The following is a 25,441-nucleotide window of genomic DNA, read 5'->3' as shown; positions in this document are numbered from 1 at the left end:
TGGTGGGCGGCAAGGGTTGTATGCGGGGCGGGTGTTGGGGGTGTTGCGGTGAAAGAGGCGACTCCGCCGCGTTCGCCCTCGAACGCACGGAAGGGACCGGAGATGTCTCCGGTCCCTCCTGCGTGCGGTGCTCCGGCCTGAGGCCGGTCGGCGGCCGGCGGCCGGCAGTCAGCTGTCAGCGGGCAGCGGCCAGCGGTCAGCGCAGCGTCTCGCCGAAGCTCCCGCCGCCGAGCCCGAAGTCCGTGCCGTTGAAGGACGCCGCGTACGACGACGTCAGGCCCGTCGTCGTGCCGCGCAGGACCCACACCGCGCCGGCGTCCACCGTCGTGCCGATGTCCTCGCCGATCGCGCCGGCGGCCAGGTCCGCCTTGCCGTTCTTGTTGATGTCCTTGAGGCGTACGGACGCGCCGAAGCTGTCGCCCGCCTCGGCGACGCCGGGTACGCCCGCGGTCTCCTGGTGCCAGGCCTTGCCCGAGGTGAACGTGCCCGCGCTGGACTTCATGAGCGTCACGCTGCCGGTGCCGTCCACCGTGCCGACCTCCTCGCCGGGAGCGCCCACCGCGAGGTCCGCGAGGCCGTCGCCCGTGACGTCGCCCGCGGCCACGGACCAGCCGAAGCCGTCGTCCGCCTCGTCGGCGCCGGGGATGCCCGCACTGGCCTGGTCGTACGTCACGGGGGCGCCGAACTTGCCGCTGCCGCCGAACCGCACGGTGACCGAACCGCCCTTGGCGTCACGGGGGTTGCCGGTGACCAGGTCGGCGTAGCCGTCGCCGTTGACATCTCCGGTGGCGGCGGCGTCGCGCGTGGCCGTCGGGTCGGAGCCCTCGCCGAGGATCTCGGCCCCGTAGCCGTAGTCACCGGCGCCGCCGTTCATGTGCGCGGTCCAGGCGCCGCCGTCCGCACGCTCGCCGTACAGGACGAGGCCGATGCCGTCCTTGCGCTTGAAGTTGCCCGAGACCATGCCGTCCAGGTGGGCGCCCTCGGGGATGAAGTCGACCTCCAGGCCGAACGACTGGCCCTGCGCGCCGGAGTAGTACCACCAGTTGTCGCCGCTGATCACAGCGAGCTGGGGGGCGCCGTCGTCGTCGAGGTCGCTCCAGGTGGTGGCCTCGCCGAAGCGGCCCGCGGTGTCGGCGGGGGCGTTCACGACGTGGCCGCCGGAGGTGAAGGCGTTCTTGCCGCCCTTGATCACGGTGACCGAGCCGGAAGGCTTGCCCTCGACCTGCTCGCCGGGGGCGCCCACGATCAGGTCGGCGTAGCCGTCGCCGTTCGTGTCGCCGCTGGTGACGTTCTCGCCGAACTCGTCCTCGTCCTCCATGACTCCGGGCACTCCGGCCGTGTTCTGGGTGACGGTGACGGAGCGGCCCTCGGAGACCCCGGAGGCCGAACCGAACGTCACGGTCACGGAGTTGGAGCGGGGCGTCCCGACGGCCAGGTCGCGGTAGCCGTCGCCGTTGTAGTCGTCCTTGAGCGTCGACGCGGCGCTCGCCGTGCCCGCGAGGGGCAGCGTCAGACCCGTGGCGGCGAGGGCCGCGACGCTCGCGGCGATGGCCAGATTACGTACGCGCACGTGGGACTCCCGGGAGTGGAGGACTGCTTCCGGGGGTGTGACATGCGGGGCGTACGGATGGTTGTGCGACGGGGGAGGCCCGGTGTCCGGCGGGTGAACGCCCCGGGCGTCAGCCGCCGTCCCCCAGCGCGAGGAACTCCGCGCTGGAGAAGGTCAGCCGGGGCTTGCGGGAGACCAGGTCGGTCTTCACGCCCGGATAGACCCCGATGGTGTCCTCGCCCTCTCCCCGGTACGTCCGCAGGACCAGATCGGCCCGCTTGTCCCCGTCGAAGTCCGCGATGGCGAGCACCTGCGTGGTGCCCTTGGCCGAGGGGACCACGAGCGCCGAGGCGTTGCGGTCGAGCGCCGTCGTACGTCCCCTGAAGACCCGCACCTCACCCGTGCCGCCACCGTCCCCGCTGCTCCCGCCGCTCAGGATCAGCTCGCTCAGGCCGTCGCCGTCGAGGTCACCCGTGTCCACGGCGACGTTCTTGGACTCCATGGCGCCGCGCGCGGTGCCGGGCACGTCGTAGCGCAGGGCGACCCCGTTCGGGCCCGCGACGGCCGCGTCCGTGCCCTTGCCCCTGCCGAAGCGCCCGAACGCGGTGTCCGTGCCCGCGGGGAAGAGCACCCCGGTCTCGGCGGGGCCCTTCGGGCCGCCCAGGACGAGGGCTCCGGCGGCGGCGCCGGACGCGTTCGCCGCCTTGCGGACGAGGACGTCGTCGTAGCCGTCGCGGTCGACGTCCGTGGCCCTGCCGGTCACGAGGTCGTTGCCGGGCGCGGCCAATGGCTTGCCCGCGGCGCGCGGGGCACCGGTCCGCTTGAAGGGGCCGCGCAGGAAGGTGAGCCGGGCGCCGCTCGCGTGCAGGACGAGGTCGCTCGCGCCGTCCCCGTCGAAGTCACCGCACACCGGCTGGTCGGACCAGTCGTTGCCGATACGGGACTGCTTGGGCACCTGCACCTTCACGGCCTTGCCCTTCAGACCCTGGGGCGAGCCGAAGAGGATCTGCAGCGGCACGGGCGGCTGGCCCACGCCGTCGTAGGGCGGGTCGGTGGAGACCAGCAGATCGGTGAACCCGTCCTTGTCGAGGTCGCAGGCGGCCTCCGACTCGAAGGCCGCGGGCAACTCACCCTTCGTACGGGCGCCGTTGGTCTGCGCGCTCAGCAACTGCCGCGCCCCGGGCCGCAGTCCGCTCTTCGATCCGTAGACGACGCCGATGCCCGCGTCGTCGCCGTGGCCGCTGTGCACCAGGTCGTCGAGTACGAGGTCGGGTGCGCCGTCACCGTTGAAGTCGTCGTCGGCCTTGCTGCCCTTGCCCTGGGGGACGGGCTGCTGGGGAGCGCCCTTGCCGGCCATGCTGACGGGCTTGTGCCGGGCGTCGGGCTTGGCCGCCTCGTCACTGCCGCCGCCGCACCCGGCGAGCAGCAGCGCACAGCTGACGACGGCTGCCGTGCCCATGACACCCCCGCGGATCGCGACACCCCCGCGCCGCGTCCGTCTGCCCTCGCGCACGCCACGTATCCCGGCACTCCGCATGCCCATCACCCGCCCCGACCGCCTCACCCGACAACAACCAGCACATGATGCCCCCCTTCCGCGGGACACGAAAGGCCGGTCCCGCCCTGAGGGCGGAACCGGCCTCGCGTACGCCAGGAGCGGTTACTTCACCGGCTCGGGCTCCGGCTCGTCCGCGGTCTCGGACTCACCGGCGGGGTCCACCGGGGTCTTCACGGAGTCGAGCAGCAACTGCGCGACGTCCACGACCTGGAGGGACTCCTGGGCCTTGCCATCGTTCTTCTTGCCGTTGACGGAGTCGGTGAGCATCACCAGGCAGAACGGGCAGGCGGTCGACACGATGTCGGGGTTGAGACTGAGCGCCTCGTCGACCCGCTCCGTGTTGATGCGCTTGCCGATCCGCTCCTCCATCCACATCCGCGCGCCACCGGCGCCGCAGCAGAAGCCGCGCTCCTTGTGGCGGTGCATCTCCTGCTGACGCAGGCCGGGGACGGCGGACATGATCTCGCGCGGGGGCGTGTAGATCTTGTTGTGCCGGCCCAGGTAGCACGGGTCGTGGTAGGTGATGAGGCCCTCGACGGGCGTCACCGGGATCAGCTTGCCCTCGTCGATGAGGTGCTGGAGCAGCTGCGTGTGGTGGATGACCTCGTAGTCGCCGCCGAGCTGCGGGTACTCGTTGCCGAGCGTGTTGAGGCAGTGCGGGCAGGTCGCGACGATCTTCTTCGCGGTCTTCGGCTTGGCCGAATCGGGCGTGACCTTGCCGTCGTCGTCGAGCTCCTCGCCGAACGCCATGTTCAGCGCCATCACGTTCTCCTGGCCGAGCTGCTGGAACAGCGGCTCGTTGCCCAGGCGGCGTGCGGAGTCACCGGTGCACTTCTCGTCGCCGCCCATGATCGCGAACTTGACGCCCGCCATGTTGAGCAGTTCCGCGAAGGCCTTGGTGGTCTTCTTGGCCCGGTCTTCGAGGGCGCCCGCGCAGCCGACCCAGTAGAGGTACTCGACCTCGGTGAGGTCCTCGATGTCCTTGCCGACGACCGGCACCTCGAAGTCGAGCTCCTTGAGCCACTCAAGGCGCTGCTTCTTGGCGAGGCCCCAGGGGTTGCCCTTCTTCTCCAGGTTCTTGAGCATCGTCCCGGCCTCGGACGGGAACGCGCTCTCGATCATCACCTGGTAGCGGCGCATGTCGACGATGTGGTCGATGTGCTCGATGTCCACCGGGCACTGCTCGACGCAGGCGCCGCAGCTGGTGCAGGACCACAGGACGTCGGGGTCGATGACGCCGTTCTCCTCGGCGGTGCCGATGAGGGGGCGCTCGGCCTCGGCGAGAGCGGCAGCCGGAACGTCCTTGAGCTGCTCCGCCGTCGCCTTCTCGTTGCCCTCCATGTCCTTGCCGCCACCGGCGAGCAGGTACGGGGCCTTGGCGTGCGCATGGTCGCGCAGCGACATGATCAGGAGCTTCGGGGAGAGCGGCTTGCCGGTGTTCCAGGCGGGGCACTGCGACTGGCAGCGGCCGCACTCCGTACACGTACTGAAGTCGAGGAGGCCCTTCCAGGAGAACTGCTCGACCTGGCTGACGCCGAAGACGGCGTCCTCGGCCGGGTCCTCCCAGTCGATCGGCTTGCCGCCGGACGTCATGGGCTGCAGCTCGCCGAGGGTCGTGGAGCCGTCCGCGTCGCGCTTGAACCAGATGTTCGGGAAGGCGAGGAAGCGGTGCCAGGCGACGCCCATGTTCGTGTTGAGCGCGACGGTGATCATCCAGATGAAGGACGTCGCGATCTTCACCATGGCGAAGAAGTACGTGAGGTTCTGCAGCGTGGAGAGGCCCATGCCGCCGAACCACGAGACGAACGGGTACGAGATGAAGAACGACGCCTCGTAGCTGTCCACGTGGTGCTGGGCACCCTCAAGGGCGTGCAGCGTGAAGATGCAGATGCCGACGATGAGGATGACGGCCTCGACGAAGTACGCCTGGCCCTTCTTGGAGCCCGCGAAGCGGGACTTGCGGCCCGGGTTGTTGTCGGGCTTGCTCAGCTGCCGGATGACGATCAGCGTCAGGATGCCGACGATCGTCATCGTGCCGATGAACTCGACGAACATGTTGTACGGGGCCCACTCACCGATGATCGGCAGCATCCAGTCGGCCTTGAAGAGCTGGCCGATGGCGTTGACGATGGTGAGGAGCAGCGAGAAGAAGCCCACCGCCACGAACCAGTGCGCGACGCCGACGACGCCCCAGCGGTTCATGCGGGTGTGGCCGAGGAACTCCTTGGCCACGGTGACGGTGCGCTGCACGGGCTGATCGGTGCGGGTACCGGCGGGAACGGGCTGGCCGAGCCGCATGTACTGGTAGATCTGCACGATGGCACGGCCGAACAGCGCGACGCCGACCGCGATTAGGACCAGCGACACGATGATCGCGGCGAGTTGCATTTGGGGGCTCCTCGGGCCTGCGAGGCGAACTATTACTAAGCGGTAACTTATGCAGTCCGTCTGAGACTACCCACTTACTCAGCCGCACTGTAGCCAGCGAGGCGGTGATCTGCGTCGCTCAGGTCACCCTTGCCGAGTCGTGCCCCGTAAGGGGCGCGGGGAACGGCGCGACCAGCCACAGCGGACCCGCAGTCGCATGTTCCGCACAAGGCGCTGGGGCCCTGACTTGCGCGTAAGCCCGGGATAAGAGTTGAGCCCCCCAGACTCAGCTCTGTTGACGCAAGCGCAACGGTCATGCATTGTTGAGTCAGATCCACTCAAGAGTTACATCTGGAGGAACCGAAATGGCACGTGCGGTCGGCATCGACCTGGGCACGACTAACTCTGTCGTCAGCGTTCTTGAAGGCGGCGAGCCCACCGTCATCACCAACGCCGAGGGCGCCAGGACCACGCCGTCCGTCGTCGCCTTCGCGAAGAACGGCGAGGTGCTTGTCGGCGAGGTCGCCAAGCGCCAGGCGGTCACGAACGTCGACAGGACCATCCGCTCGGTCAAGCGCCACATGGGCACTGACTGGAAGGTGGACATCGACGACAAGGGGTTCAACCCCCAGCAGATCTCGGCGTTCATCCTGCAGAAGCTGAAGCGCGACGCGGAGTCGTACCTGGGCGAGAAGGTGGCCGACGCGGTCATCACCGTCCCGGCGTACTTCAACGACTCGGAGCGCCAGGCGACGAAGGAGGCCGGCGAGATCGCGGGCCTGAACGTCCTGCGCATCGTGAACGAGCCGACGGCAGCCGCTCTCGCGTACGGCCTCGACAAGGACGACCAGACGATCCTCGTCTTCGACCTCGGTGGCGGCACCTTCGACGTGTCCCTCCTGGAGATCGGCGACGGCGTCGTCGAGGTGAAGGCCACGAACGGCGACAACCACCTCGGTGGTGACGACTGGGACCAGCGCGTCGTCGACTACCTGGTCAAGCAGTTCAACAACGGCCACGGCGTGGACCTCTCCAAGGACAAGATGGCGCTCCAGCGCCTGCGCGAGGCGGCCGAGAAGGCCAAGATCGAGCTGTCCTCCTCCACGGAGACCACGATCAACCTGCCTTACATCACGGCGTCCGCCGAGGGCCCGCTGCACCTGGACGAGAAGCTCACGCGCGCCCAGTTCCAGCAGCTCACGTCCGACCTCCTGGAGCGCTGCAAGACGCCGTTCCACAACGTCATCAAGGACGCGGGCATCCAGCTCTCCGAGATCGACCACGTCGTTCTCGTCGGTGGCTCCACCCGTATGCCCGCCGTCGCGGAGCTCGTCAAGGAGCTGACCGGCGGCCAGGACGCCAACAAGGGCGTGAACCCGGACGAGGTCGTCGCCATCGGCGCCGCCCTCCAGGCCGGTGTCCTCAAGGGCGAGGTCAAGGACGTCCTGCTCCTCGACGTCACCCCGCTGTCCCTCGGCATCGAGACCAAGGGAGGGATCATGACCAAGCTCATCGAGCGCAACACCACGATCCCGACCAAGCGCTCCGAGATCTTCACGACGGCCGAGGACAACCAGCCGTCCGTCCAGATCCAGGTCTACCAGGGCGAGCGCGAGATCGCGGCGTACAACAAGAAGCTCGGGATGTTCGAGCTCACGGGCCTGCCGCCGGCCCCGCGCGGTGTCCCGCAGATCGAGGTCGCCTTCGACATCGACGCCAACGGCATCATGCACGTGACGGCCAAGGACCTCGGCACAGGCAAGGAGCAGAAGATGACCGTCACCGGCGGCTCCTCGCTGCCGAAGGACGAGGTCGACCGCATGCGCCAGGAGGCCGAGCAGTACGCGGACGAGGACCACAAGCGCCGCGAGGCCGCCGAGTCCCGCAACCAGGGCGAGCAGCTCGTCTACCAGACGGAGAAGTTCCTCACGGACAACGCGGACAAGGTCCCCGGTGACGTGAAGACCGAGGTCGAGTCCGCCGTCGAAGAGCTGAAGGAAAAGCTCAAGGGCGAGGACACCGCGGAGATCCGCACGGCCACCGAGAAGGTCGCGGCCGTCTCGCAGAAGCTCGGCCAGGCCATGTACGCGGACGCGCAGGCCGCCGGCGGCGAGGGCGCTGCCCCCGGTGCCGAGGGTGACGAGGCCCCGAACATGTCCAAGGACAAGGACGACGACGTCGTCGACGCCGAGATCGTCGACGACGAGAAGCCCGGTGACTCGAAGGGCGGCGCCGCATGACCGAGGAGACTCCGGGCTTCGGCGACAACGCCGAGCAGCCTGACGTCCCCTCCGGCGCCACCCCTGATGACGCGGCGCCGCAGGCCGCCGAGCCCTCCGTCGAGGAGGGCACGGCGGCCCCGGCCGGGGACGCAAGCAAGGAATCGGCTCAGTCGGGCCAGTCGGATCAGTCCGCACCGTCCGCCCAGGACGTCGGTCTGATCGCCCAGCTGGACCAGGTGCGTACGGCGCTCGGCGAGCGCACGGCGGACCTCCAGCGACTGCAGGCGGAGTATCAGAACTACCGCCGTCGTGTGGAGCGGGACAAGGTCACGGTCAAGGAGATCGCCGCGGCGAACCTCCTGTCCGAGCTTCTCCCGACCCTGGACGACGTCGGCCGCGCCCGTGAGCACGGCGAGCTGGTCGGCGGCTTCAAGTCGGTCGCCGAAGCGCTCGAGACGGTCGTCGCCAAGATGGGCCTCCAGCAGTTCGGCAAGGAGGGCGAGCCCTTCGACCCGACGATCCACGAGGCCCTGATGCACTCGTACGCACCGGACGTCACCGAGACGACCTGCGTCGCGATCCTGCAGCCGGGGTACCGCATCGGTGAGCGCACCATCCGCCCCGCGCGGGTGGCCGTGGCCGAGCCGCAGCCGGGCGCGCAGACGGTCAAGGGCGATTCCGAGACCGCCGCATCCACGGACTCCGCCGACGCGGCGGAGGACAAGGAGACCGGTGGCGGCCCGGACGAGGGCTGACACATCGGAATCGTCGTGAAGCGAGAGGAGGGACGTCGGGGATGAGCACCAAGGACTTCATCGAGAAGGACTACTACAAGGTTCTCGGCGTCCCCAAGGACGCCACCGAAGCCGAGATCAAGAAGGCGTACCGGAAGCTCGCACGCGAGAACCACCCGGACGCCAACAAGGGCAACACCAAGGCGGAAGAGCGCTTCAAGGAGATCTCCGAGGCGAATGACGTCCTCGGCGACCCCAAGAAGCGCAAGGAGTACGACGAAGCGCGTGCTCTCTTCGGCAACGGCGGCTTCAGGGCCGGCCCCCCGGGCGCGGGCGGCGGCGGTTCGTTCAACTTCGACCTGGGCGACCTCTTCGGAGGCGGCGCCCCGGGCGGCGGTGGAGCGGGCGGCGTCGGCGGCGGCTTCGGGGGCGGTCTGGGTGACGTCTTCGGGGGCCTGTTCAACCGAGGCGGCACGGGCGCGGGCGGCGCGGGCACGCGTACGCAGCCCCGGCGCGGCCAGGACATCGAGTCCGAGGTCACGCTGAGTTTCACGGAGGCGGTGGACGGGGCCACGGTCCCGCTCCGGATGTCCTCCCAGGCGCCCTGCAAGGCCTGTTCCGGCACCGGCGACAAGAACGGCACGCCGCGCGTGTGCCCGACGTGCGTCGGCACGGGCCAGGTCACGCGGGGTGGCGGCGGCGGTTTCTCCCTCACCGATCCGTGCGTGGACTGCAAGGGCCGTGGGCTCATCGCCCAGGACGCCTGCGAGGTCTGCAAGGGCTCGGGCCGGGCGAAGTCGTCGCGCACGATGCAGGTGCGGATTCCGGCGGGCGTCTCGGACGGCCAGCGGATCCGGCTGCGCGGAAAGGGCGGTCCCGGTGAGCGGGGCGGCCCGGCGGGCGACCTGTACGTCGTCGTGCACGTCGACACCCACCCCGTTTTCGGCCGCAAGGGCGACAACCTGACGGTGACGGTGCCGGTGACGTTCGCCGAGGCGGCACTGGGCGGCGAGGTGAAGGTCCCCACCCTGGGCGGCCCGCCGGTCACCCTGAAGCTGCCTCCGGGCACCCCCAACGGTCGTACGATGCGGGCGCGGGGCAAGGGCGCGGTCCGCAAGGACGGCTCGCGGGGCGACTTGCTGGTGACGGTGGAGGTATCGGTCCCGACCGAGCTCTCCGACACGGCGAAGGAAGCCCTGGAGACGTACCGCGAGGCGACTGCGGACGACGATCCGCGGGCAGAACTGTTCCAGGCCGCGAAGGGAGCATGAGATGGACGGCCGTCGTCGACAGTCCACTTTTGGGCGTGCGTACCAACTGACCGACGAGACGCCGGTCTACGTCATCTCCGTGGCCGCCCAGCTTTCGGGCCTCCACCCGCAGACCCTGCGGCAGTACGACCGCCTCGGTCTGGTCTCCCCGGACCGCACGGCGGGCCGCGGCCGCCGCTACTCCGCCCGCGACATCGAACTGCTGCGCACGGTGCAGCAGTTGTCGCAGGAGGAGGGCATCAACCTCGCCGGCATCAAGCGCATCATCGAGCTGGAGAACCAGGTCGCCGCGCTCCAGGCGAGGGTGGTGGAACTGTCCTCGGCCGTGGAGGGCGCGGCTGCCGCGATGCAGCAGCGCGAGGCGGCGGTCCACGCCTCGTACCGCCGCGACCTGGTCCCGTACCAGGACGTGCAGCAGGCGAGCGCGCTGGTGGTGTGGCGTCCGAAGAGGACGTCGGAGCAGTAGCTCTTAGTAGTGTGGTGCGTAGGGGCCGGGAGGCAGGATCTCCCGGCCCCTACGCGCTGTTTCACGGTCTTAGCGGGGGAGTTGAGCTGTCGATGGCCATGGTGGGCCTGTTCTGGATCGCCGAGGGCGATGTGTACGTGGGTACGAAGCCGTTGGGCTTGGTGGCGGGGGTGCGGCTGACGCCGGAGGGTGTGGTGGCCCTCGGCGACAAGCAGTCGGCGTTCTACCCATGGGACGAGGTACTCGCCCTGACGGTGGAGGACGCCCCCATGAAGTCCCTCAAGCGCCGGGTGGGCGCCCTCGTGGGCATGGCCCTGACGGCGGGCCTGGGCGGCTCGGACGAAGCACCGGCCATGACGCTGCGGCTCACGAGGCCGGAGTCAGACGAGACGGAACTGACGGCGTACGTGGCAGCGGCGTCGGGCTACTCCCAGACGGAGTACGACCTGTCGCTCACGCTCCTGACCCGCATGACGGAGGGCGAGGCAACACTCCGCACGACGCTGGCGGCGATGGCGGAGTGGGGCAGGCGCCACGAGGGCGGCACGCCGAGACTGGCGGAACGCGAGGACCTGCTACGAACCTGGACGGAGTCCTGATGGAAGCCATTGACCTTGACGCCACGGACCTTGACGCCACGGACCTGAAGCACCTGCGCCGCTGCGTGGAACTGGCCAGGGAGGCGCTGGAGGCGGGCGACGAGCCCTTCGGCTCGATCCTGGTGTCGGGCGACGGCGAGGTCCTGAAGGAGGACCGCAACCGCGTGGCGGACGGCGATCAAACCCGCCACCCCGAATTCGAACTGGCCCGCTGGTCGGCGGACCACCTGACGCCTCAGGAGCGTTCGAGGGCAACGGTCTACACCTCGGGCGAACACTGCCCCATGTGCGCGGCGGCCCACGCCTGGGTGGGCCTGAGCCGCATCGTCTACGCGGCCTCCTCCACCCAACTGACGCAATGGCTGACGGAATTCAACGCCCCACCGCCCCCGGTCAACCCGCTCCCGATCAACGAGATCGCACCGGGCGTGAAGGTTGAGGGCCCCGCTCCCGAACTGGCGGAGGAGCTCAGGGAGTTGCATCGGCGGCTGCACGCGAAGGGCTGAGCGTGTCACTCCTGCTGGTCGAGGATGCCTGAACGGCCGATGAGATACCCGAGCTGCGCCCGGCTCTCGCTGCCGAGGATGGCGGCGAGCTTGGCTATGTGGAGGCGGGCGGTGCGGACGTTCATGCCAAGGCGTGCGGAGATCTCGGCATCGGTCAGCCCCTCGGTCAGGAAGGCGGCAATGGCTCTCTGCCGGGCCGTGATGCCGTTCTCCGCGGGCTCGGGGGCCGACTGGGGCCACATGGGGGTGCCCAGGCGCCAGAGGCGGTCGAAGGTGGTGGCGAGGTAGTCGACCACGGCGGGGTGGCGCAGTTCGAGGGCGAGGCTGCGGTCCTTGCTCGCTGGGATGAAGGCCACGGTCCGGTCGAAGACGAAGAGCCGCTCGGTGACCTCGTCGAGGGTGCGTACCTCGACGTCTCCTTCGAGCTGTTCGAAATGGGCGAGCGCCGGCAGCGAGTGCCGTGTCGTGTGCTGGTAGAGCGTCCGCATCCGGCAGCCCCGGCTGAGCAGGGCCTGCTCGCGCGGCAGGATGGCCTCCAGCACTTCGGGAGGGCGGCCTCCGCCGGGCTGGACGGTGAGCACTTCCTGGGTGGCCGCTTCCACTGCCCGACCTACGGCTTCGTTGATCCGGGGGATTCCCCGCAGCTCCGTGATGGTGGGCGCGCTCGTCGGGAGGACCGCGCCTTCCGCCGTCACTCTCAGTGCTCCTTTTCCAGGATTCCGGACTGGGCGATCAGGTAGCCGAGTTGGGCTCGGCTACCGCTGCCCAGGGCGGCGGCGATCTTGGCGATGTGGGCGCGGCAGGTGCGGACGTTCATGCCGAGGCGCCGGGCGATCGCCTCGTCGACGTGCCCCTCGATGAGCATTCTGGCGATGGTGCGCTGGACGCCGGTGATGCCGTTGTGCGCCGGGCTGTACGGGGTTTCTTCGCGCAGAGGAGTCGCCTGCTGCCAGAACTGGTCGAATACCGAGGCGAGGTACTCGACGAGGCCCGGATGGCGAAGCTCAAGGGCCACTTGCCGGTCGCGCCGTGCGGGGATGACAGCGGTGGACCGGTCGAAGATGATCAAGCGGTCGATGAGTTGCTCAAGCGTCCTGACCTGGATCTGGCGGGGGTCCAGCTGCTCCAGGTAGGCGAAGACACCAGGGCCGTGGCGCACCGTGTGCTGGTACAGCGTTCGCATGCGTACGCCACGGTCGAGAGGTTCCCGCACACGCGCCAGAGACTGGGAGAGCATGTCGCCGCCGCGGACTCCGCCGGGCTGGATGGTGAGTATTTCCTCCTTGCACGCGGCGGTTGCCGCGTCCAAGGTGGCGTTGATGCTCGCCAGACCTTCAAGGACCGTGATCGCGTGCGTGGCCACCGATGGTTGTGAGCTGATGTTCATGAAAGGCTCAAACACATCGGTCAGTTCAATGGTGAGCTTTCTGCGATCCCGGATCTCGCGCTCGATGGGGTGGAGACGCTGCGCGAGTATGGCCGAGGGCGGAACGGGGCGAAGCCAATTCGCGTCGTCCGGATCGGGGTGCAACAACGCGAATTCCACCAAGCAGGGAGCCGGTGCGATCTCCGACCGCGCGATGCGGCCAGCGCTGAGAGCGCTTGTGTAGAGACGCACCCCCTCATCGCACAGCTCGGTAATGGGGTGGGGATGTGTCGGTTTCGTGCTTGTTGTGAGCAATTCTCCACCCCCCAGGGTCCTGTACGTACAGGAACATGATGCATCGATCCTGTGGCCTGGACGTGCTGGATTAAGACATCGTCTTCTTGGAGCCGGGGGATAGGACCTACCAAGTGAGGACGAAGCTGACGATGTTCACGAGAATGCTTCGCTCGGCGCTAGTCATTACCTTCGCTGCCGCGGCGTTCACCCTTGCAACCGCAGGTGACGTCTCCTGGAACTCCCCGGGGGGTGCCTCAGGAAAGGGTGTTGCCACGCAGGCCGCCAAGGGGGATGTCTCTTGGAATGTCCTGCCTGGTGCTAAGGGCGTCGCGTCATGAGCACCCCTCCCGACGACCGCACCTTCCGCCGAGAAATGGCCACCGCCTACCGCTCCGGCTGGCACTTCATCGATCTCGCCACCGCGATACCCCACGCCGGCGACTCGTTGATGGTCACGCTCCTCGGTGAGCCGGTGGTCGTCACCCGGGACGACGAGGAGGAGATCCGGGCCTACCGGTGCCTCCGCAAGCCGCGCGGAGCCCCCCAGCCCGTGCGGTGCGCCATCCGGTACGGGATGGTCTTCGTCAATCTCGACCGGCGTGATCACCAGCTGGTCGGTGAGCCGGGCGGCCGGCAGCAGCAGGACCAGCAGAGTTCCACCACTACAAGAGCCATCACAGCCACCCCCCGCAGCGCCTGACGCGATCCCCCGTCGTTGTACATCGCGCAGGTGCTTCCCCCAGCAGCGGCGCCACCGTGGACCTGAACACGGTGGCGCCGCTGTGGTGTGCGGGGGAGGGCCGCCACCGCATTCAGGGTGGGGTCAGGGGGTGAGCAGGGTCTTCTGGCCCATCGCCCGCGTCAGCGTGATCTCGATGAGCGCCCGGTGCGGATTCGGCCTCGGCGGCCGCCCGTACCGCTCCTCGTAGCGACGCTCGCCCTCCGCGATCTCCGCCGCCTCCATGCGCACGCGCGCGTACCCCTCCAGCGTCGCCCAGCGCCGTCCGTCCACCTGGCAGACCGCCACCCGCGCCCCTGCCCCGTCCGCGCCCTCCGCCGCCAGGACGTGGCGGACCTTCGCGCTCGTCTTGCTCGCGAGCACACGGGCCACCCCCGCCTCCGGGTCGTACGTCACGCCGACCGGCACGACGTGCGGGGTGCCGTCGGGGCGTGGCGTCGTCAGGGTGCAGAGGTGCCGTTCACGCCAGAAGCTGAGGTAGGCGGGGGTCGGGTGGTGTGGATCGATGGCCATGGGCTGGAACCTAGCCGGTCGTGTGCCCCCGATCCTCCCTTGATCCGACTCCCCGCTCTTCCCTTGAGTGGAATAGACTCAACTTTATGTACGCTGTTTAGGTCAGGTGGGTTCGCGGAACCCGCCGACCCGTACGTCATGACCCGTACGTCATACGGATCGCACGGACGCAAGGAGGAGACGACACCCGTGGACGCCGAGCTGACCAACAGGAGCCGGGACGCGATCAACGCGGCCAGCAGCCTGGCCGTGAAGGACGGGCATCCCGACCTGACCCCCGCGCATCTGCTGCTCGCGCTGCTGGAGGGGCAGGACAACGAGAACATCACCGACCTGCTCGCCGCGGTCGAGGCCGACCAGGCCGCCGTCCGTGCCGATGCCGAACGGGCACTGAGCGGCCTGCCCAGCGTCACGGGATCCACCGTCGCGCCGCCGCAGCCCAACCGCGACCTGCTCGCGGTCATCGCCGACGCCTCACAGAGGGCGAAGGAGCTGGGCGATGATTACCTCTCCACCGAACATCTGCTGATCGGCATCGCCGCCAAGGGCGGCCCCGCCGCCGAGGTCCTGGGCAAGCACGGGGCCACCGCCAAGAAACTGCTCGACGCGTTCGAGAAGGCAAGGGGAGGACGTCGGGTGACCACACCGGACCCGGAGGGTCAGTACAAGGCCCTGGAGAAGTTCGGCACCGACTTCACCGCTGCCGCCAGGGAGGGAAAGCTTGATCCCGTCATCGGGCGGGATCAGGAGATTCGGCGCGTGGTGCAGGTCCTGTCCCGGCGCACGAAGAACAACCCCGTCCTCATCGGCGAACCCGGCGTCGGCAAGACCGCCGTCGTCGAAGGGCTCGCGCAGCGCATCATCAAGGGCGACGTCCCCGAGTCGCTGAAGAACAAGCGCCTCGTCTCCCTCGACCTGGGCGCCATGGTCGCGGGCGCGAAGTACCGCGGTGAGTTCGAGGAGCGGCTCAAGACCGTCCTCTCCGAGATCAAGGAGAGCGACGGGCAGATCATCACGTTCATCGACGAGCTGCACACCGTCGTCGGGGCCGGTGCGGGCGGGGACTCCGCCATGGACGCCGGCAACATGCTCAAGCCCATGCTCGCCCGCGGCGAGCTGCGGATGGTCGGCGCGACCACCCTCGACGAGTACCGCGAGCGGATCGAGAAGGACCCCGCCCTTGAGCGCCGCTTCCAGCAGGTGCTCGTGGACGAGCCGACCGTCGAGGACTCGATCGCCATCCTCCGTGGGCTCAAGGGGCGGTACGAGGCCCATCACAAGGTCCAGATCGCCGACAGCGCCCTCGTCGCCGCCGCCGCGCTCTCCGACCGGTACATCACCTCGCGCTTCCTGCCCGACAAGGCCATCGACCTCGTTGACGAGGCGGCCTCCCGGCTGCGCATGGAGATCGACTCCTCCCCTCTCGAGATCGACGAACTCCAGCGTTCCGTCGACCGGTTGAAGATGGAGGAGCTCGCCCTCAGCAAGGAGACCGACCCCGCGAGCAAGGAGCGCCTCGAAAGGCTGCGGCGCGACCTCGCCGACAAGGAGGAGGAGCTGCGCGGGCTCAACGCGCGCTGGGACAAGGAGAAGCAGTCCCTCAACCGCGTCGGTGAGCTGAAGGAGAAGCTCGACGAGCTGCGCGGCCAGGCCGAACGTGCCCAGCGCGACGGCGACTTCGACACCGCGAGCAAGCTGCTCTACGGCGAGATCCCCACCCTCGAACACGACTTGGAGGTCGCTTCCGAGGCCGAGGAGGAGGTCTCCAAGGACACGATGGTGAAGGAGGAGGTCGGCCCCGACGACATCGCCGATGTGGTCGGCGCCTGGACGGGCATCCCGGCCGGACGGCTCCTCGAAGGCGAGACGCAGAAGCTCCTCCGCATGGAGGACGAGCTCGGCAAGCGCCTCATCGGCCAGACCGAGGCCGTACGGGCCGTGTCTGATGCCGTGCGCCGCACGCGCGCCGGGATCGCCGACCCCGACCGCCCCACCGGCTCCTTCCTCTTCCTCGGGCCCACCGGCGTCGGCAAGACCGAGCTGGCGAAGGCCCTCGCGGACTTCCTCTTCGACGACGAGCGCGCCATGGTCCGCATCGACATGAGCGAGTACGGCGAGAAGCACAGCGTGGCCAGGCTGGTCGGCGCCCCGCCCGGGTACGTCGGCTACGAGGAGGGTGGCCAGCTCACCGAGGCGGTGCGCAGGCGCCCGTACAGCGTGGTGCTGCTCGACGAGGTGGAGAAGGCGCACCCGGAGGTCTTCGACGTCCTGCTCCAGGTGCTCGACGACGGGCGGCTCACCGACGGGCAGGGGCGGACGGTGGACTTCCGCAACACCATCCTCGTCCTGACCTCGAACCTCGGCAGCCAGTATCTGGTCGAGCCGACGACCTCGCCCGAGGAGAAGAAGCAGCAGGTCCTGGACGTCGTACGGTCCTCTTTCAAGCCAGAGTTCCTGAACCGGCTCGACGACCTCGTCGTCTTCTCCGCGCTCGACAAGGACGAGCTGGCGCACATCGCCAAGCTGCAGATCGACCGCCTCGCGAAGAGGCTCGCCGAACGGCGGCTCACGCTGGAGGTCTCGCCCGACGCACTGACCTGGCTGGCGGACGAGGGCAACGACCCGGCGTACGGCGCGCGGCCGCTGCGGCGTCTCATCCAGACGTCCATCGGCGACCGGCTCGCCAAGGAGATCCTCTCCGGCGAGGTGAAGGACGGGGACACGGTCCGCGTGGACACCTTCGAGGACGGTCTGATCGTCGGCCCGGCGACGGGCGGCAAGGCCGGAAACACCGCCGGCAAGTCCCTGTGAAGGGCTCCATGACGGCATAACCCGGTCACATCTGGGGCGGGGGTTGCGGGCCCCCGCCCGACATGGGGCAGGATGGCGGAATCCGTACGAAGGGACTAAGCACGTGAGCATCGACCCGTCCTCGATTCCGAATTTCGGGGGACAGCCCGAACCGCAGCAGGGCGATGGACCGGCGGGCCCCGTTGTCCCCGACCAGGACCTGGTCAAGCAGCTCCTGGACCAGATGGAGCTCAAGCACGTCGTCGACGAAGAGGGAGACCTCGCGGCGCCGTGGGAGGAGTTCCGCACGTACTTCATGTTCCGTGGCGAGGACGACCAGCAGGTCTTCTCGGTGCGGACGTTCTACGACCGCGCGCACGCGATCGAGGAGAAGCAGCAGCTTCTCGAGGCGATCGACGACTGGAACCGCCGCACCCTGTGGCCGAAGGTCTACACGCACACCCACGACGACGGCACCGTCCGCCTCATCGGCGAGGCACAGATGCTGATCGGCACGGGCGTCGCGCTCGAGCACTTCGTGTCGTCCACGGTCAGCTGGGTCCGCGCCGCGATCGAGTTCGACCGCTGGCTGGTCGAGCAGCTCGGCCTGGAGGCCGAGGTCGACGGCACCGAGGGTGAGACCAAGCCCGACGACGAGGCCTGAGCCTCGCGACTGGTCACGCCACGACGAGAGCCCGGCCGGGTCATCCCGGCCGGGCTCTCGTCGTCCCGGTCATGACCGGGATCACTGGAATTTTTTTGACTACAGCGTCTTGAGCCGGGAGACCGCCTCGGCAAGGACGTCGTCCTTCTTGCAGAACGCGAAGCGCACGAATGGTGCGCCCGCCTCCCTGTGGTCGTAGAAGACCGCGTTCGGGATGGCGACCACGCCGACGCGCTCGGGCAGGGCACGGCAGAAGGCGAAGCCGTCGGACTCTCCCAGGCGGCGGATGTCGGTCGTGACGAAGTACGTGCCCGCCGGGCGGTACACGTCGAACCCCGCGGCCGTCAGGCCCTCGCTCAGCAGGTCCCGCTTGGCGCGCATGCCTTCGGCGAAGGACGTGAAGTACGCGTCGGGCAGGGCCAGGGCCTCCGCGATGGCGTACTGGAACGGGCCCGCCGACACGTAGGTGAGGAACTGCTTCGCCGAGCGGACCGCCGTCACGAGCTCCGGCGACGACGTGATCCAGCCGACCTTCCAGCCGGTGTACGAGAACGTCTTGCCGGCCGAGCCGATCGTGACCGTGCGCTCGCGCATGCCGGGGAAGGAGGCGAGGGGGATGTGCTCCGTGCCCTCGCCGTCGTCGAAGACCAAGTGCTCGTACACCTCGTCCGTGACGACGAGCAGTTCACGCTCGACCGCGAGCCGCGCGATCTCGGCGAGCTCCGCGCGGGTCAGGACCGTGCCGGTCGGGTTGTGCGGGGTGTTCAGGAGCAGCAGCCGGGTGTGGGGTGTGATCGCGTCCCGCAGCTCGTCCAGGTCGAGGCGGAAGCGTCCCTCCGCCGCGTCCGGGCGCAGCGTCACGGGGACCCGCTTGCCGCCGGCCAGGGCGATCGACGCCGCGTACGAGTCGTAGTACGGCTCCAGGGCGATGACCTCGTCACCGGGCTCGACCAGGGCGAGCAGGGACGCGGCGATCGCCTCGGTGGCGCCCGCCGTGACCAGGACCTCGCGGTCGGGGTCGTACGCGAGGCCGTACCTGCGCTGCTGGTGCGTGACGATCGCCGCGCGGAGCTCGGGGACGCCGGGGCCCGGCGGGTACTGGTTGCCGCGGCCGTCGCGCAGGGCGCGGACCGCGGCCTCGCGGATCTCCTCGGGGCCGTCCGTGTCGGGGAAGCCCTGGCCGAGGTTGATGGCCCCCGTTTTCACCGCCAGTGCGGACATCTCGGCGAAGATCGTCGTGCCGAACTCTGCGAGGCGGCGGTTGAGCAGCGGGCGCCCGCTCCCGGATGTGGAGGTCATGGCCGCCATCCTGCGCCGAACCTCTGGACTTCCTCAACTCCGGCTTGGGCCGGGTTACGGGAGGGCATTCCCCTTTCACGCAAGAACAACATGCAAGAACAACGTGCGAGAACGGCACGGAAAAGGGCGGACCCACGGGGGGCCTGCTTCGGGGGAACGAAAGGGGCGTGAAGGTCATGATCTTGGTCTTCGTGTTGGTCGCGGTGGTCCTGGTCCTCGCACTCGCGGTGTACGCCGGCCGCGGGAGCGGAAGCGGTTCGCACTCCGGGGCGGCCGGTTCCAGCGGTTCCAGCGGCGGCTGGTGGGCCGGTGGCGGCGGCGGTAGCGGCGGTAGTTCCTGTGGTGGCGGTTCGTCCTGCGGCAGCAGCTCTTCGTGCGGCGGCGGTGGCGGCGGTGGCGGTTGTGGCGGTGGCGGAGGCAGCTGACACGGGGCAGCTGGTCCGTCCATCTGTTGAAGTGCCCGGTGGGAGACAACTCCTGCCGGGCACTTCGTCGTTGAGTCATTGAACAGTTGAACTGTGCAGCCCCCGCGGGGGTGGAAACCCTCCGAAGTTGGGTAAAAGCGCTGTGGCAGGGCAGCAGTCCATGATTCCCTCTTAACCGTCAGCACCGCCCTCGAACGGACGACTTGGACACCAGGGACGTTCTCGTGGGCACGAGCCGGCATTCCGACCACCCGTTCTCCGACCGGGTGCGCCGGCACCCCCTCCATTGCGTGTTAGCGGAGCCGACCCATGCTCACGACCCTGAAGACTGTCTATACCGACACGTGCGCCGCGGATCTCGCCTGGACCCTTGGGCGTGAGCCGCTGCCCGCACTCGCCACACTCGAACTGGAGCTTGCCGACGCGCGCATGGAGCTGAGACTCCTCGGGGCCTCGCACCAAGTGCTCCTCGAAGAGGAACAGGGCACCTGTTCCGAGACCGTCGCCTGCATCCCCGGCAGCAGTACGCCGCTCCCGCTCGGTGTCTCCAAGCGCCTCGGCGCGTGGGAGTACGAATTCGCGGCGCGCGTCGAGACCCTCTCGCGCGGCCAGTTCGCGGGCCGGGCACAGGAATTGCTCGCTCTGGTGGCCGAGCACCCGCACGGTCTCGCCGGGGTCTTCCCCGGCAGTCCGCACGCGTTCACGGCCATGCTGGCGCAGCGGCACGAGGGCGCGGTGCAATGGCGCACCTGGCACGCCTACCCGCAGGACGGGCAACTCGTGGCGACCCGCACCCGCGTGGGTGTGCGCATGCCGGCAGTGCTCTGACGGTCGCGCCCCATATACACCTCTGACGCCGAGATGCACCCTTGTGGGTGACCAGGTGTACGAGTCCGGTGACGTAGCGTTCCAGGATGATCGAGCCGTCAACGGATTTACCGGTGACGCCCAGGACGGGACGGTTCCTCGTCCTGCTGGGCGTCTTCATCTGCGCGGCCTGCGGTCTGGTGTACGAACTCGAACTGGTCGCTCTCGCCTCGTACTTGATCGGTGACTCGGTCACCCAGGCGTCGGTGGTCCTCTCGGTGATGGTCTTCGCCATGGGCATCGGCTCGCTGCTCGCCAAGCGCCTGCGGTGCCGGGCCGCGGCCGGGTTCGGCCTGGTCGAGGCGGCGCTCGCGCTGGTCGGCGGCCTGAGCGCGATGGCGTTGTACGCGGCGTTCGCCTGGACCGGCGATCAGGGCGAGGTCTGGGCGGGCGGCTCGCGGTATCTGCTGGTCGCCTTCTCGCTCGCCATCGGCCTGCTCATCGGCGCCGAAGTGCCGCTGCTCATGGTGCTCATGCAGCGGATCAGACGGCAGGACCCCAGCGGCGCCGTGTCCGACCTCTTCGCCGCGGACTACGTGGGCGCGCTGGTGGGCGGACTCGCCTTCCCCTTCCTCATGCTCCCCCTGCTCGGCCAGTTGAGCGGTGCGCTGATCACCGGCGCGGTCAACGTGATCGCGGGCGGCGCGCTCGTGTTCGGTCTGTTCCGTCGCGACCTGAGCGTGCGCGGCCGCTGGGTCCTCCTCGTCGCGAACGTCACGGTTCTGGGCGTGCTCGCCTCCGCCGCCGTCCTCGTCGGTGACTTCGAGACGGCGGCCCGCCGGGCGGTCTACGGCAAGGACGTCCGGGTCGCGGTGCAGACCGACGTCCAGGAAGTCGTCCTCACCGGCGGCAGGCACGATTCTTTGGATCTCTACCTGGACGGGCGCCTGCGGGTCAGCGGCCGTGACGAGCACCGCTACCACCGGGCGCTCGTCGGCCCCGCGATGACCGGGCGGCACGCGCGCGTGCTGGTACTCGGCGGCGGTGACGGCCTCGCGGCGCGCGAGGTGCTGCGGCACCCCGGGGTGCGGCGGGTGGACGTCGTCGAACTCGATCCGGGGGTCGTGCGGTTGGCGCGCCACGACCCGGCGCTGAGCGAGCTGAACGAACACGTCTACCGCGACCGCCGGGTGCGGGTGGTGCACGCCGACGCCTTCCACTGGCTGCGCTCGCCCCCGCGTACGTACGACGTGGTGATCTCCGATCTGCCCGATCCCGGCATCACCGCGAGCGCCAAGTTCTACTCCCAGGAGTTCTACGGCCTGGTGTGGCGGGCCCTGGCCGACGGCGGGCGCCTCGCCGTGCACGCGGGGCCGATGGCCGACCGGCCCCGCGTCTTCTGGACGGTGGAGGCCACGCTGCGGGCGGCGGGGTTGCGCACCGCGCCGTATCGCGTGGACGGCAGGATCTCCGGGTTCGCGGCGGGTCCCGAACGGGAGCCGGCCGGCGCGTCCGCTCCCCGCGACTGGGGCTTCGTCCTGGCGGCCAGATCCCGCCCGGTCCTCGCGCCGCCCGGGACGGTGGCGCTGCTGCGGGTGAGCGTGGAGTCCGCCGAACGGACGCGGATGCGGGGGTTGACCCCCTCCACACTGGTCCACCCGCGGTACGCGAACTGACGAACTGACGAACTGGCGTACATGTTCTCGGCCACGTGGGTAGGCTCGACTGCCATGGAGCATGAGGTGTTCGTTCCGGTTACCGTCGACCGTCTTCAGCAGGTGCTGGACGACCCCGAGCAGGTCGCCGGGGCGGTGCCCGGACTGCAGCGCGACGCCGACGAGTCCGCGTCGCCGCTCTCCGGCCGTCTCAAGGTGCGGGTCGGCGGGCACGCGATCACGTACCGGGGCGCGGCGCGGGTCGCTCCGCGCGGCGACGGTTCCTTCGCGATCGAGGGCGAGGGCGTGGAGGTGCGGGGCGGCGGCACCGTGAAGCTTTCGCTGACGGTGCGGCTCGAATCCGCCGAGGAGGATGGCGCCGGCGCCGGGACCCGGCTGGTCTTCGCCGGGACGGGCGCGGGGGAGGGGCGCGTCACGGAGGCTTCTCCCCAGGCTGTGGAGGGGGCGGTGCGAAGGCTCCTGGAGCGGTTCGCTGAGGGGCTCGGCCGGGCGGCCGAGCCGGAGTCCGCGGAGCCCGCGGCGCCTGAGCCCGAGCCCGTCGAGGTGGCCTCCGTCTTCGAGACGGAGGTGCCGCCGTCGTCGTTCGACGAGGAGGACGACGTCGAGGAGATTCTGGTGCCGCCCGCGGAGGCGGCGCATGCGCGGCGGACGATGATCGGGCGGAGCGCGGAGGAGGTCGACCACGCGCCGCCCCGGGGGCGGTACGCCCCCGCGCCCGCGGCCGAGTCGATGTCCACCTCCGCCACGCTGCGGTGGGCCGCGCCTGCCGCCGCGGTGGTGCTGGCCTCGGCGATTGTCGCGGGGCGCGTGCTTCGGCGTAGGCGCTGATTTTTCCCCAACCCCGCCCCTTCCCGAAAACTCGCTCGGCGCGAGGGCCCTCCTCAAACGCCGGAGGGGCTGAAAATTCAGCCCCTCCGGCGATTGAGGAGCGGGGGTCTGGGGGCGGAGCCCCCTGCGCGGCGGAGCCGCCAATCGATGCAGCCGGGAAGGGGCGGGGTTGGGGAGAGATCTCTGGCCGTAGGGTCGATCCCGTGAGTAGCGAAGAAGACGTGACACTGACCGCGGGTGACGCGGAAGTTACCGTGCAGCCGGGCAACGGCTGCCGAGTGGGGAGCCTCAAGCTCGGCGGCAGGGAACTGCTGAGGCAAGGTGCCAGATACGGCTGCTTCCCCATGGCCCCCTGGGCCGGCCGCATCCGCGAGGGCAGGTTCCGCAACGGCGGCACGACCCACCAGATGCCCCTCAACTCCCCGCCCCACGCCATCCACGGCTTCGCGAGGGACGCCGCATGGCGCACGGCCCGCGCAGGCAAGAGCGAGGCCGTGTTCACGTACGACCTGACCGACCCCTGGCCCTACGAAGGCCGCGTCACGCAGATCGTCGCCCTCACCGAGGACTCCCTCACCCTCACGCTCGGCATCGAGACGTACGGCGACAGCTTCCCCGCCCAGGTGGGCTGGCACCCCTGGTTCAACCGCAGCCTCGGGGGAGAGGGCGAGGACGTGCAGATCGACTTCACCCCCTCCTGGCAGGAGGAGCGCGGCGACGACCACCTCCCCACCGGCCACCGCATCACCCCCGCCCCCGGCCCCTGGGACGACTGCTTCGGGATGCCCGACGGCGTCGACGTCACCCTGACCTGGCCGGCGCAGATCGAGCTCAAGGTGCAGAGCCGCGAGCCGTGGGTCGTCGTGTACGACGAGCAGGAAGCCGCCGTGTGCGTGGAGCCGCAGACAGGGCCGCCGAACGGGCTCAACACCCGGCCCCGCCTCGTCACCCCCATCGAGCCCCTGGAGGCGTCGACGACCTGGACCTGGACGCGGCTCTGAGCCGCTGTACGCGGCTTTAAGCTGACAGGCATGACTGACGACGTACGTGGCGCCCTGCTGCAGCAGATCAAGGACAAGGCCGTGGTGCACGGCAAGGTGACCCTCTCCTCGGGTCTCGAGGCCGACTACTACATCGACCTGCGCCGCATCACCCTCGACGGCGAGGCCGCGCCCCTGGTCGGCCAGGTCCTTCTCGACCTCACCGCCGACCTGGACTTCGACGCCGTGGGCGGCCTCACCATGGGCGCCGACCCCGTCGCGGGCGCGATGCTGCACGCCTCCGCCGCCCGCGGCAAGCGCCTCGACGCCTTCGTCGTGCGCAAGGCCGCCAAGGCGCACGGCATGCAGCGCCGGGTGGAAGGCCCCGACATCAAGGGACGCCGCGTGCTCGTCGTCGAGGACACCTCCACCACCGGTGGCTCCCCGCTCACCGCCGTCGAGGCCGTGCGCGAGGCGGGTGCCGAGGTCGTGGGCGTCGCGACCATCGTGGACCGCGCCACCGGCGCCGGCGAGAAGATCACCGACGGCGCCGGGGTGCCGTACCTCTTCGCGTACTCCAAGGACGACCTCGGCCTGGACTAGAGCCGGACCGGTTCCAGTATTCGGCGGGCGGCCTGAGCCGACCGGTGGATCTGGAAAGATGGGGGCGACGATGACGTCGCCCCCTTAGGTCAGGGCCAAGCACACACCCGCACATCACAAGGAGCGGACACATGCCCATCGCAACCCCCGAGGTCTACGCCGAGATGCTGGACCGGGCGAAGGCAGGCAAGTTCGCCTACCCGGCCATCAACGTGACCTCCTCGCAGACGCTGCACGCCGCACTGCGTGGTTTCGCGGAGGCCGAGAGCGACGGCATCATCCAGATCTCCACCGGTGGTGCGGAGTTCCTGGGCGGCCAGCACAACAAGGACATGGTGACGGGCGCCGTGGCCCTCGCCGAGTTCGCGCACATCGTCGCCGCGAAGTACGACATCACCGTCGCGCTGCACACCGACCACTGCCCCAAGGACAAGCTGGACACGTACGTCCGTCCGCTGATCGACGTCTCCGCGGAGCGCGTCAAGGCCGGTCGTAACCCGCTCTTCCAGTCGCACATGTGGGACGGCTCCGCCGAGACCCTCGCCGACAACCTGGCCATCGGCCAGGAGCTGCTCGCGAAGGCCGCCGCCGCGAAGATCATCCTCGAGGTGGAGATCACCCCGACCGGTGGTGAGGAGGACGGCGTCACGCACGAGATCAACGACGAGCTCTACACGACCGTCGACGACGCGCTGCGTACGGCTGAGGCCCTCGGCCTGGGCGACAAGGGCCGCTACCTCCTGGCCGCGTCCTTCGGCAACGTCCACGGCGTCTACAAGCCGGGCAACGTCGTCCTGCGCCCCGAGCTCCTCAAGGACCTCCAGGAGGGCGTCGCCGCCAAGCACGGCAAGGCCGCGGGCTCGCAGCCGTTCGACTTCGTCTTCCACGGCGGCTCCGGCTCCACCGCCGAGGAGATCGCGACCGCCCTGGAGAACGGCGTCGTGAAGATGAACCTCGACACGGACACGCAGTACGCCTTCACGCGTCCCGTCGCCGACCACATGTTCAAGAACTACGACGGCGTCCTGAAGGTCGACGGCGAGGTCGGCTCGAAGAAGACGTACGACCCGCGCACCTGGGGCAAGGCCGCCGAGGCGGGCATGGCCACGCGCGTCACCGAGGCGTGCGCGAACCTGCGCTCCACGGGCACGAAGCTGAAGTAACCGCCCCGGCGGTCCGTAC

General features: G+C 69.4%; 22 protein-coding genes and 1 pseudogene. 16 read left to right on the top strand and 7 right to left on the bottom strand.

The genetic code is table 11. From position 1 onward, the window contains the following. Positions 1-196 precede the first annotated feature (196 nt). From ACZ5U5_RS32040 to ACZ5U5_RS32030, 3 genes are all read right to left on the bottom strand, one after another. On the bottom strand, positions 197-1,570 hold the full coding sequence (locus ACZ5U5_RS32040) for an FG-GAP-like repeat-containing protein (RefSeq protein WP_469028638.1): 1,374 nt from the start codon (positions 1,568-1,570) through the stop codon (positions 197-199). 109 nt (positions 1,571-1,679) lie between these two features. Further along, a complete protein-coding gene (locus ACZ5U5_RS32035; protein ID WP_469028636.1) occupies positions 1,680-3,062 on the bottom strand; it encodes an FG-GAP repeat domain-containing protein in 1,383 nt (460 codons plus the stop codon). Between the two features lie 147 nt (positions 3,063-3,209). Then, positions 3,210-5,495 carry a (Fe-S)-binding protein gene (locus ACZ5U5_RS32030; protein ID WP_469028633.1) on the bottom strand — a complete coding sequence of 762 codons (2,286 nt, stop codon included), beginning with the start codon at positions 5,493-5,495 and terminating at the stop codon, positions 3,210-3,212. A 344-nt stretch (positions 5,496-5,839) separates the two neighbouring features. On the opposite strand from ACZ5U5_RS32030, the gene dnaK reads away from it, so the two are divergent. The 6 genes from dnaK to ACZ5U5_RS32000 all read left to right on the top strand — a co-directional run bounded on the left by dnaK (position 5,840) and on the right by ACZ5U5_RS32000 (position 11,272). Further along, the gene (gene dnaK / locus ACZ5U5_RS32025; protein WP_469028631.1) at positions 5,840-7,714 is read left to right on the top strand and encodes a molecular chaperone DnaK; all 1,875 of its coding nucleotides are present in this window, start codon (positions 5,840-5,842) and stop codon (positions 7,712-7,714) included. Further along, positions 7,711-8,451, top strand: a complete 741-nt coding sequence (gene grpE / locus ACZ5U5_RS32020) for a nucleotide exchange factor GrpE (RefSeq protein ID WP_469028629.1) — start codon at positions 7,711-7,713, stop codon at positions 8,449-8,451. The genes dnaK and grpE overlap by 4 nt, the downstream gene beginning before the upstream one ends. A gap of 41 nt (positions 8,452-8,492) precedes the next feature. Continuing rightward, positions 8,493-9,701 (top strand): molecular chaperone DnaJ, encoded by a 1,209-nt coding sequence (dnaJ, locus tag ACZ5U5_RS32015; protein ID WP_469028626.1) that lies wholly within the window; start codon positions 8,493-8,495, stop codon positions 9,699-9,701. A 1-nt stretch (position 9,702) separates the two neighbouring features. Continuing rightward, positions 9,703-10,167, top strand: coding sequence for a heat shock protein transcriptional repressor HspR (locus tag ACZ5U5_RS32010; RefSeq protein ID WP_469028623.1), 465 nt, complete (start codon positions 9,703-9,705; stop codon positions 10,165-10,167). A 92-nt stretch (positions 10,168-10,259) separates the two neighbouring features. Continuing rightward, positions 10,260-10,766 (top strand): hypothetical protein, encoded by a 507-nt coding sequence (locus ACZ5U5_RS32005; RefSeq protein ID WP_469028620.1) that lies wholly within the window; start codon positions 10,260-10,262, stop codon positions 10,764-10,766. After that, positions 10,766-11,272: a nucleoside deaminase gene (locus tag ACZ5U5_RS32000; protein WP_469028618.1), complete on the top strand. Its 507-nt coding sequence runs from the start codon at positions 10,766-10,768 to the stop codon at positions 11,270-11,272. Before ACZ5U5_RS32005 ends, ACZ5U5_RS32000 begins: the two co-directional genes overlap by 1 nt. 5 nt (positions 11,273-11,277) lie before the next feature. Here the strand turns inward: ACZ5U5_RS32000 and ACZ5U5_RS31995 are convergent. Continuing rightward, positions 11,278-11,931 (bottom strand): annotated as a pseudogene (locus ACZ5U5_RS31995) (helix-turn-helix transcriptional regulator); the annotation flags it as partial. A gap of 38 nt (positions 11,932-11,969) precedes the next feature. Continuing rightward, positions 11,970-12,953 (bottom strand): helix-turn-helix transcriptional regulator, encoded by a 984-nt coding sequence (locus ACZ5U5_RS31990; RefSeq protein ID WP_469028615.1) that lies wholly within the window; start codon positions 12,951-12,953, stop codon positions 11,970-11,972. Between the two features lie 316 nt (positions 12,954-13,269). On the opposite strand from ACZ5U5_RS31990, the gene ACZ5U5_RS31985 reads away from it, so the two are divergent. Further along, positions 13,270-13,635 carry a hypothetical protein gene (locus tag ACZ5U5_RS31985; RefSeq protein WP_453446072.1) on the top strand — a complete coding sequence of 122 codons (366 nt, stop codon included), beginning with the start codon at positions 13,270-13,272 and terminating at the stop codon, positions 13,633-13,635. Between the two features lie 123 nt (positions 13,636-13,758). Here the strand turns inward: ACZ5U5_RS31985 and ACZ5U5_RS31980 are convergent, their stop codons facing one another. Beyond that, positions 13,759-14,187: a pyridoxamine 5'-phosphate oxidase family protein gene (locus ACZ5U5_RS31980; RefSeq protein WP_469028612.1), complete on the bottom strand. Its 429-nt coding sequence runs from the start codon at positions 14,185-14,187 to the stop codon at positions 13,759-13,761. A gap of 189 nt (positions 14,188-14,376) precedes the next feature. Between ACZ5U5_RS31980 and clpB the strand changes: the two genes are divergently transcribed. Both clpB and ACZ5U5_RS31970 read left to right on the top strand, forming a co-directional pair. Then, a complete protein-coding gene (gene clpB, locus ACZ5U5_RS31975) occupies positions 14,377-16,998 on the top strand; it encodes an ATP-dependent chaperone ClpB (protein ID WP_469028963.1) in 2,622 nt (873 codons plus the stop codon). Positions 16,999-17,101: 103 nt separating this feature from the next. Further along, positions 17,102-17,641, top strand: coding sequence for a type III secretion system chaperone family protein (locus ACZ5U5_RS31970; protein WP_469028609.1), 540 nt, complete (start codon positions 17,102-17,104; stop codon positions 17,639-17,641). A gap of 99 nt (positions 17,642-17,740) precedes the next feature. Here ACZ5U5_RS31970 and ACZ5U5_RS31965 read toward each other — a convergent pair whose 3' ends face one another. Continuing rightward, positions 17,741-18,949 (bottom strand): pyridoxal phosphate-dependent aminotransferase, encoded by a 1,209-nt coding sequence (locus ACZ5U5_RS31965; RefSeq protein WP_469028606.1) that lies wholly within the window; start codon positions 18,947-18,949, stop codon positions 17,741-17,743. A gap of 167 nt (positions 18,950-19,116) precedes the next feature. Between ACZ5U5_RS31965 and ACZ5U5_RS31960 the strand changes: the two genes are divergently transcribed. The 7 genes from ACZ5U5_RS31960 to fbaA all read left to right on the top strand — a co-directional run bounded on the left by ACZ5U5_RS31960 (position 19,117) and on the right by fbaA (position 25,422). Then, entirely contained in the window at positions 19,117-19,365 is a 249-nt protein-coding gene (locus ACZ5U5_RS31960; RefSeq protein ID WP_469028603.1) for a hypothetical protein, read from the top strand. Between the two features lie 309 nt (positions 19,366-19,674). Then, positions 19,675-20,193 carry a DUF2617 family protein gene (locus tag ACZ5U5_RS31955; protein WP_469028601.1) on the top strand — a complete coding sequence of 173 codons (519 nt, stop codon included), beginning with the start codon at positions 19,675-19,677 and terminating at the stop codon, positions 20,191-20,193. Positions 20,194-20,279: 86 nt separating this feature from the next. Continuing rightward, the gene (locus ACZ5U5_RS31950; protein ID WP_469028598.1) at positions 20,280-21,848 is read left to right on the top strand and encodes a polyamine aminopropyltransferase; all 1,569 of its coding nucleotides are present in this window, start codon (positions 20,280-20,282) and stop codon (positions 21,846-21,848) included. Between the two features lie 54 nt (positions 21,849-21,902). Further along, on the top strand, positions 21,903-22,676 hold the full coding sequence (locus ACZ5U5_RS31945; RefSeq protein ID WP_469028596.1) for an SRPBCC domain-containing protein: 774 nt from the start codon (positions 21,903-21,905) through the stop codon (positions 22,674-22,676). 203 nt (positions 22,677-22,879) lie between these two features. Next, complete coding sequence (locus tag ACZ5U5_RS31940; protein ID WP_469028594.1) at positions 22,880-23,677, top strand: aldose epimerase family protein; 798 nt, start codon at positions 22,880-22,882, stop codon at positions 23,675-23,677. A gap of 30 nt (positions 23,678-23,707) precedes the next feature. Next, positions 23,708-24,259: an orotate phosphoribosyltransferase gene (gene pyrE / locus ACZ5U5_RS31935; protein ID WP_351167044.1), complete on the top strand. Its 552-nt coding sequence runs from the start codon at positions 23,708-23,710 to the stop codon at positions 24,257-24,259. A 131-nt stretch (positions 24,260-24,390) separates the two neighbouring features. Further along, positions 24,391-25,422, top strand: coding sequence for a class II fructose-bisphosphate aldolase (gene fbaA / locus ACZ5U5_RS31930; protein WP_451215145.1), 1,032 nt, complete (start codon positions 24,391-24,393; stop codon positions 25,420-25,422). Positions 25,423-25,441 lie beyond the last annotated feature (19 nt).

The organism is Streptomyces sp. NPDC033177 (assembly GCF_055577715.1).
Note: the sequence above shows the minus strand (reverse complement) of the source record. Positions and strands in the feature narration are given on the sequence as shown.

Coding starts and splice junctions, on each gene's coding strand:
- ACZ5U5_RS31955 (WP_469028601.1), top strand. CDS start 19,675: ATGCTCACGACCCTGAAGACTGTCTATACCGACACGTGCGCCGCGGAT.
- ACZ5U5_RS32030 (WP_469028633.1), bottom strand. CDS start 5,495: ATGCAACTCGCCGCGATCATCGTGTCGCTGGTCCTAATCGCGGTCGGC.
- grpE (WP_469028629.1), top strand. CDS start 7,711: ATGACCGAGGAGACTCCGGGCTTCGGCGACAACGCCGAGCAGCCTGAC.
- ACZ5U5_RS31945 (WP_469028596.1), top strand. CDS start 21,903: ATGGAGCATGAGGTGTTCGTTCCGGTTACCGTCGACCGTCTTCAGCAG.
- dnaJ (WP_469028626.1), top strand. CDS start 8,493: ATGAGCACCAAGGACTTCATCGAGAAGGACTACTACAAGGTTCTCGGC.
- ACZ5U5_RS31965 (WP_469028606.1), bottom strand. CDS start 18,949: ATGGCGGCCATGACCTCCACATCCGGGAGCGGGCGCCCGCTGCTCAAC.
- ACZ5U5_RS32000 (WP_469028618.1), top strand. CDS start 10,766: ATGGAAGCCATTGACCTTGACGCCACGGACCTTGACGCCACGGACCTG.
- ACZ5U5_RS31950 (WP_469028598.1), top strand. CDS start 20,280: ATGATCGAGCCGTCAACGGATTTACCGGTGACGCCCAGGACGGGACGG.
- ACZ5U5_RS31985 (WP_453446072.1), top strand. CDS start 13,270: ATGAGCACCCCTCCCGACGACCGCACCTTCCGCCGAGAAATGGCCACC.
- ACZ5U5_RS32010 (WP_469028623.1), top strand. CDS start 9,703: ATGGACGGCCGTCGTCGACAGTCCACTTTTGGGCGTGCGTACCAACTG.
- dnaK (WP_469028631.1), top strand. CDS start 5,840: ATGGCACGTGCGGTCGGCATCGACCTGGGCACGACTAACTCTGTCGTC.
- ACZ5U5_RS31980 (WP_469028612.1), bottom strand. CDS start 14,187: ATGGCCATCGATCCACACCACCCGACCCCCGCCTACCTCAGCTTCTGG.
- ACZ5U5_RS31960 (WP_469028603.1), top strand. CDS start 19,117: ATGATCTTGGTCTTCGTGTTGGTCGCGGTGGTCCTGGTCCTCGCACTC.
- ACZ5U5_RS32005 (WP_469028620.1), top strand. CDS start 10,260: ATGGCCATGGTGGGCCTGTTCTGGATCGCCGAGGGCGATGTGTACGTG.
- fbaA (WP_451215145.1), top strand. CDS start 24,391: ATGCCCATCGCAACCCCCGAGGTCTACGCCGAGATGCTGGACCGGGCG.
- pyrE (WP_351167044.1), top strand. CDS start 23,708: ATGACTGACGACGTACGTGGCGCCCTGCTGCAGCAGATCAAGGACAAG.